Origin of the sequence: Mesorhizobium sp. M4A.F.Ca.ET.020.02.1.1, assembly GCF_004022645.1 — a bacterium.
Classification (GTDB): Bacteria; Pseudomonadota; Alphaproteobacteria; order Rhizobiales; family Rhizobiaceae; genus Mesorhizobium.
This window is the reverse complement of sequence record NZ_RZOI01000322.1, coordinates 1-6496: the sequence shown is the minus strand read 5'-3', so window position 1 is coordinate 6496 and position 6496 is coordinate 1. Positions and strand designations below refer to the sequence as shown.

Annotated in this window: 6 protein-coding genes and 2 pseudogenes; 1 reads left to right on the top strand and 7 read right to left on the bottom strand. The window is 63.8% G+C overall.

The window, feature by feature from the left end; translation table 11 throughout:
• Positions 1-324 (top strand): annotated as a pseudogene (locus EN742_RS19720) (gluconokinase); the annotation flags it as partial.
• Here EN742_RS19720 and EN742_RS19715 read toward each other — a convergent pair.
• From EN742_RS19715 to EN742_RS19685, 7 genes and pseudogenes are all read right to left on the bottom strand, one after another.
• A complete protein-coding gene (locus EN742_RS19715; RefSeq protein WP_127406600.1) occupies positions 319-1467 on the bottom strand; it encodes a hypothetical protein in 1149 nt (382 codons plus the stop codon). The pseudogene EN742_RS19720 and the gene EN742_RS19715 overlap by 6 nt on opposite strands.
• A 136-nt stretch (positions 1468-1603) precedes the next feature.
• The gene (locus EN742_RS19710; RefSeq protein ID WP_013530871.1) at positions 1604-2053 is read right to left on the bottom strand and encodes an Rrf2 family transcriptional regulator; all 450 of its coding nucleotides are present in this window, start codon (positions 2051-2053) and stop codon (positions 1604-1606) included.
• Between the two features lie 262 nt (positions 2054-2315).
• The gene (locus tag EN742_RS19705) at positions 2316-3302 is read right to left on the bottom strand and encodes a sulfate ABC transporter substrate-binding protein (protein ID WP_127407472.1); all 987 of its coding nucleotides are present in this window, start codon (positions 3300-3302) and stop codon (positions 2316-2318) included.
• A 149-nt stretch (positions 3303-3451) separates the two neighbouring features.
• Positions 3452-4510 (bottom strand): sulfate/molybdate ABC transporter ATP-binding protein, encoded by a 1059-nt coding sequence (locus EN742_RS19700; protein ID WP_127407473.1) that lies wholly within the window; start codon positions 4508-4510, stop codon positions 3452-3454.
• A gap of 68 nt (positions 4511-4578) precedes the next feature.
• Positions 4579-5463 carry a sulfate ABC transporter permease subunit CysW gene (cysW, locus tag EN742_RS19695; RefSeq protein ID WP_128333173.1) on the bottom strand — a complete coding sequence of 295 codons (885 nt, stop codon included), beginning with the start codon at positions 5461-5463 and terminating at the stop codon, positions 4579-4581.
• Complete coding sequence (gene cysT / locus EN742_RS19690; protein ID WP_126059034.1) at positions 5456-6307, bottom strand: sulfate ABC transporter permease subunit CysT; 852 nt, start codon at positions 6305-6307, stop codon at positions 5456-5458. The genes cysW and cysT overlap by 8 nt, the downstream gene beginning before the upstream one ends.
• A 75-nt stretch (positions 6308-6382) precedes the next feature.
• A pseudogene (locus EN742_RS19685) lies at positions 6383-6496 on the bottom strand (sulfate transporter subunit); the annotation flags it as partial.

Sequence of the window (6496 nt, the reverse complement as noted above, 5' to 3'; positions counted from 1 at the left end):
ATCGGCCGGCGCATCGCGGCCTCGATCGCCGACGGGCAGAGCGTAGTCGCCGCCTGCTCGGCGCTGAAGCGCGGCTACCGCAGGCGGCTGGGCGGCTTTTGCCCGGACCTGCGTTTCGTCTATCTGGAAATCGATGCGGAAACCGCCAGGCGCCGTGTCGGCAGCCGCAAGGGGCATTTCATGCCGGCGAGCCTGGTCGACAGTCAGTTCGCCACTCTGGAAGCGCCGACAGCGGATGAACCCGCCTTGACCGTGGACGGCACCGGCCGGATCTCCAACATCGTCGCCGGCGTGCTTGACGAACTTAGGACAAAGACCTCATGAGGATACGTCGGCGTCGGCGTCCGTCGTGTCGCCCGACCTCTCGGTGAACCTCTGGGCACCTGCCCATACCATCATCTGTTCCGGGTACAATTTCATCGCCTCCAGGAGGCGATCGCGCTTGAGCAGGATGTAGCGCGCCTGCAGCTCCAGGTTCTTCGCCGCCATGTCCCCTGTCGCGGCGGATATCGGCTCTTCAGCCGGGACCAGTTCGGGACTGATAACCGCACGGTATTCGCGAAACGGCACCGTCTCGAAGGTCGACATGGCAAACAGCGCCGTTCCGCCGCGCGCGGCGAAGTTCGCCGGAGTCGAGGCCAGTTGGGTCCAACCGCTTTGCCCCATGTCGACTTCGGTGAACGTCGTGCCGGAGTGGGTGGTGTTGGTCATCAGGACGACGCCGTTTTCCCTGAGCATGCGCTGCATGCGCACGGTCACCTGATAGGCGTCGCCGCGCTCGAAGATGACCCGGCCTTTCAGAAAACGGTTCTCCACCGCGATCAGCGGCCGGTTCAGGAAGCGCAGGCCGAACACCGTGTCCGAAACGCCGTGGAAGTTGACGCTGACCTGATGCGCCTCGATGCCGGCCTCATGCAGGGCCCGCTTGCCGATGACGGTCTGGGCGGTGAACTGATCACACCAGATGATGGCGCCCCGACCTCGCTGCAGCGCCGCGCGCAGGCCCTCAAGGCCCTCCAGCCGAATTTCCGGCGACCAGCCATGGCCGGTGATGTGCGCGGCAAGCAGCAATTGTCGGCGATGGACCGCGGCAAGCAACCCCTTGAATAGCGCTTCCGTATCGACGCCATCGCCGAAGACGGCACGAACCGCCGCGGCATAGCGTGGAAAATCCTTGCGTAGATGGCGCTTCAGCCGGAGCTTGGAGCTCCAGGCGCAGATCCGCACCCAACTGGCGAGCGGCAACGTCGCGGCGACCACAAGAAAAAAGCCGAGCAACAGGCTTTCGCGAACATCGCGGTTCGAGAAGCGGCGCAGCCGGCCGGGCCTGACCAGCCTGCGGCTGAAGAAACGAACAGCTTCGCCGCGCTCCGGCACCGGCACGTCGGCGATGATCTCGGTGTGGTAGATGTTGGACGATGTCCTGCGGTCGGCCTTGCGGGATTTTCCGAACCACGGCAGCCTCATCGGATCGGTGTCCCGCCTGTTCCTGGTTGCGTCCGAAAGGCCGCTCTACTGCGTCCATTGCCCCGACGCAATCGGGCACAGGCATTCGAGCGCCCAGGGGACGGCGCTGACCTTGATGCGGAGCTTCAGGTCCGGGTCAGATCTGCGAGGTCAGCTCGACGGGAAAATCGTCATTGTCGGCGTCGCGCATGGCGGCAAGGCTGCGGTTGTCCAGCACCTCGGCAATCGCCTGGCGCACTTCCAGCATCATGTGCCGGACCTGGCAGGTCGCCTCGTCGCAATCCTCACAGCGCTGGTACTGCGTGCGGCTGGCGCAGGGGATCGGCGCCAGAGGCCCGTCGAGGACGCGCACGACATGGCCGATCTTGATCTCGGAGGCCGGCCGGGCAAGGCGATAGCCGCCTTCCTTGCCCTTGCGGCTCTGGACGAAACCGGCATTGCGCAACTCGCCCAGAATAGCGTCGAGGAATTTCTTCGGAATATTGTTGGCGACAGCGATGTCGTTGACGAATGCAAGCTGGCCGGCCGGCAGTCCGGAAAGATGCACGAGGGCCTTGAGGCCGTATTTGCCTTTTTTGGTAAGCATGCCCGATTCAGTTCATGAAAACCCCAACCGCCTGCATCTGGCGGTTGTTTGTGTGCAAATCATGACGTCTCGGATCGCGTATTGCCGTTTCGTGCAAAACAAGCCGCCCGACGGCACGTTAGGCACAAACGCGTTGATTCTTTGTAAGGTTTTTCAGAGATGAGGTCGAGATTTTGCCAGGATCCGGCCTGCTGACGCATGAAATGAGGAAAGCCGGCACGGCCGGCTTTCCTGCTCAGGCCGAAGCCGAGGCGTTGGACCCTCAGCGGTTGCCATAGGACTGGTCGAGCAGGCCGCCGGCGGCGAAATGCTCGGCCTGCACCTTGGCCCAGCCGTCGAAGACGTCGTCCACTGTCAGCAGGCGGACGTCGGGGAACTGGTCCTTGTACTTCGCGGCGACCGCCGCATCGCGGACGCGGTTGCCGTTGCGGGCGAGGATGTCCTGGCCTTCGGGCGTATAGAGGAAGTCGAGATAGCTCTTGGCGAGATCGCGCGTGCCATGTTCGTCGGCAACCTTGTCGATTATGGCGACGGGAAACTCCGCCAGCAGGCTGACCGAGGGCGTGACCTGCTCGAACTTGTCGTCGCCATACTCCTTGCGGATGCCACGCGTCTCCGATTCGAAGGTGATCAGCACATCGCCGATCTCGCGCTGCACGAAGGTGGTGGTGGCGGCGCGGCCGCCGGTGTCGAAGATCGGCACGTTGTTGAACAGTTTGGTGATGAACTCCTTCACCTTGGCGTCGTCGCCCTTGAAGGCCTCCTTGGCGTAAGCGGTGGCGGCGAGATAGGTGTAGCGCGCATTGCCCGACGTCTTCGGATTGGGGAAGATCACCTGCACGTCGTCGCGCACCAGATCGTTCCAGTCCTTGATGTGCTTGGGGTTGCCGGCGCGCACCAGGAAGGACGGCAGCGAATAGAAGGGCGAGGCGTTGTCTGGGAAATCCTTCTGCCAGTCGGCGGAAACGAGCCCCTTCTTGACCAGGAAATCGACATCGGTGACCTGGTTCAAGGTGACGACATCGGCGCCGAGCCCTTCGGCGATGGCGCGCGCCTGAGCGGAGGACCCGGCATGCGACTGGTCGATCGTCACGCCCGGATGTTCGGCGACGAAGGCCTTGTTGACTTCGGCGAACAGCTCGCGGCCGACGTCGTAGGACGCGTTCAGCAACCTGTCGGCCGACCAGGCCTCGGAGGATGCGAGGAAGAGGGTGGCCAGTGCCGCCGCGCCAAGCAAAAATCGCTTCATGAAAACCGGCTCCTTGAGAGTTGCAACAAGGGCGCAGGATAATAGCACAAGGCCGGCCAGCGCCAGACATGCGAGCCGGCGCTATCGTGTCATCGTCGGAAAAGATTCCGCCGAAACAAATGCTTGTTAGGATTTTCTTTCAGGCTGATTCAGCTGGCTTTTCCGGGCTCAGATGCCGGGAAAAGCTTCCAGCGCCGCGGCCTGAACGCCACCCGACTCTTCTGCGCCGCCGGATGGTCGACGGGCAATTCGACCTCGACCCGCTGGCGCTCGCCGCCGACTTCGAGCTCCACCCGCCTGGTGCCAGCGACACGGCGGCTGGCGGCAACGGTGCCGGCGATGCAGCCGCTGCAGCCGTCAAGGAGCTCGACGTCGTGCGGGCGGAAGTAGAGCATTGCGTCGCCTGAGGCCGCGTGCGGGGCGGACAGGCCGATCGATCGGTCGGCGATCCAGACCTCGCCGCTCTCGACCTTGACCGGCAGCGAGCTCGATTCACCGATGAAGGAATAGACAAAGGGCGAGTTCGGCGTGTCGTAGATCTCATCGGCGGAACCGACCTGCTCGATGCGGCCCTGGCTCATCACCACGACGCGATCGGCAAGCTCGAGCGCCTCTTCCTGGTCGTGGGTGACGAAGACGGTGGTGTGGCCAGTGCGGTCGTGGATCTCGCGCAGCCAGCGGCGAAGCTCACGCCGCACCTGTGCGTCGAGCGCGCCGAACGGCTCGTCGAGCAACAGCACCTTGGGCTCGATCGCCATGGCGCGGGCGAGCGCCACGCGCTGGCGCTGGCCGCCGGAAAGCTGCGCCGGATAGCGCTTCTCCAGGCCCGAAAGCTGGACGAGGTCGAGAAGCTCGGAGGCGCGGCGGCGGATCTCCTGTATCGGCGGCCGTGCCGCGCCGTGCCGGACCTTGAGGCCGAAGCCGATATTGTCGGCCACCGTCATGTGCCGGAACAGCGCGTAGTGCTGGAAGACGAAGCCGACATTGCGCTCCTGGATCGACTTCTGCGAGGCGTCCTCGTCGCCGAAGAAGATCGTGCCCTTGGTCGGCCGTTCCAGCCCTGCAATCAGCCGCAGGAGCGTCGTCTTGCCGGAGCCGGACGGGCCGAGCAGCGCGATCAGCTCGCCCGACTTGATGTCGAGCGATACGTCATGGAGGGCCGGAAACCGCTCAAACTCCTTGCGCACGTTGGCAACGCGAACTTCCATAAACCGTCCCTTTTGTCGGTGCCTGCCGTTATCCCAAAACCGGTTTCGCGCTTTTGGGCGATATGCATTCAGTGTCCGCGCGTGGCGGCGATCTCGGCGCCGTAGCGCATCTCGAGAAGTGTTTTCAAGACCAACGTCACCAGCGCCAGGCCGGCAAGCAGCGAAGCGACGGCGAAGGCGCCGACCGCATTGTACTCATTGTAGAGGATTTCGACATGCAGCGGCATGGTGTTGGTAAGGCCGCGTATGTGCCCCGAGACCACCGACACCGCGCCGAACTCGCCCATGGCGCGGGCGTTGCAGAGCAGGACGCCGTAGAGCAGGCCCCATTTGATGTTGGGCAGCGTCACAAACCAGAAGGTCTGCCAGCCATTGGCGCCGAGCGAAAGGGCAGCCTCCTCGTCGCCGTTGCCCTGTTCCTGCATCAGCGGGATCAACTCGCGGGCGACGAAGGGGAAGGTGACGAAGACGGTGGCGAGCACGATGCCCGGCACGGCGAACAGGATGACGACGCCATGCGCCTTCAGCCATTCGCCGAGCATCCCTTGGGCGCCGAACAGCAGCACATAGACCAGACCGGAAATCACCGGCGAAACCGAGAAGGGCAGGTCGATGAGGGTGGTCAGGAATGCCTTGCCCTTGAACTCGAACTTGGCGATCGCCCAGGCGGCGGAGATGCCGAAGACGAGGTTGAGCGGCACCGAGATCGCCGCCACCAGCAGCGTCAGGCGGATGGCCGAGCGTGTGTCGGAACTGGCCAGTGCCTCCGTGTAGGCGCCGACGCCCTTTGCCAGCGCCTCGTGAAAGACGACAATTAGCGGCATGAGCAGGAAGACGGCGAGGAAGGCGAAGGCCACGGCCATCGCCACGATGCGCACCGGCCGGCTTTCGGTGACCGCCGCCGACTGGCTTTCGTGATGCGGTTCGTAGGATTTAATCTCGGGATCAGCCATAGCGTTTGCGGCTCCATGACTGCGCCAGATTGACGACCAGCAGCATCAGGAAGGACAGCGCCAGCATGATCGCCGCGATCGCGGTGGCGGCGGGATAGTTGTACTCCTCCAGCCTGATGACGATCAGCAGCGGCGCGATCTCCGACTTGAATGGCAGGTTGCCGGCGATGAAGATGACCGAGCCGTATTCGCCGACGCCGCGCGCGAAGGCGAGCGAGAAGCCGGTGATGATCGCCGGCGCCAGGCCCGGGAACAGGATGCGGGTGATGATCTGGAAACGATTGGCGCCGAGCGTGGCGGCGGCTTCCTCGACCTCCTTGTCGAGCTCTTCCATGATCGGCTGCACGGTGCGCACGACGAAGGGCAGGCCGATGAAGACCAGCGCGATGACGATGCCGAGCGGCGTATAGGCGACCTTGATGCCGAGCGGCATCAGCAGTTTGCCGATCCAGCCATTCGGCGCGTAAAGCGTGGTGAGCGCGATGCCGGCGACGGCGGTCGGCAGCGCGAAGGGCAGATCGACCATGGCATCGACGATGCGACGGCCGGGAAAGCGGTAGCGCACCAGCACCCAGGCGACGATGGTGCCGAAGACGACATTAACGCCAGCGGCGATGAAGGCGGTGCCGAAGCTGATTTCAAGCGCGTTGATGGTGCGGCGATCGGCAGCAATCGCCCAGAAATCGGTCCAGCCGAGTGCCGCCGAGCGCCAGACCAGCCCGGAGAGCGGGATGAGGATGATGAGCGTGAGGTAGGCAAGCGAGAAGCCGAGCGTCAGTCCGAAACCCGGAATGACGCTCGGCTGCTTGAATCGCCACCCCGCCGGAGCCGGTACTGTGGTCATGGAATTCTTGTTCGTCCCTTCTTATTCAGACCAGATTGCCGTCGGTGATGTCTCGGGCCGCGAGGCCGTCGCGCCTCACTGGGCCGGCTTGTAGATCTGGTCGAATATACCACCGTCGCCGAAATGATAAGGCTGTGCCTTCTTCCAGCCGCCGAAAAGCGGATCGTCGATGGTGATCAGCTTGATCTC

What these genes read in the sequence shown, in the direction of transcription:
- EN742_RS19715 (WP_127406600.1), bottom strand. Translation starts at nt 1,467, where the DNA reads ATGAGGCTGCCGTGGTTCGGAAAATCCCGCAAGGCCGACCGCAGGACA.
- EN742_RS19710 (WP_013530871.1), bottom strand. Translation starts at nt 2,053, where the DNA reads ATGCTTACCAAAAAAGGCAAATACGGCCTCAAGGCCCTCGTGCATCTT.
- EN742_RS19705 (WP_127407472.1), bottom strand. Translation starts at nt 3,302, where the DNA reads ATGAAGCGATTTTTGCTTGGCGCGGCGGCACTGGCCACCCTCTTCCTC.
- EN742_RS19700 (WP_127407473.1), bottom strand. Translation starts at nt 4,510, where the DNA reads ATGGAAGTTCGCGTTGCCAACGTGCGCAAGGAGTTTGAGCGGTTTCCG.
- cysW (WP_128333173.1), bottom strand. Translation starts at nt 5,463, where the DNA reads ATGGCTGATCCCGAGATTAAATCCTACGAACCGCATCACGAAAGCCAG.
- cysT (WP_126059034.1), bottom strand. Translation starts at nt 6,307, where the DNA reads ATGACCACAGTACCGGCTCCGGCGGGGTGGCGATTCAAGCAGCCGAGC.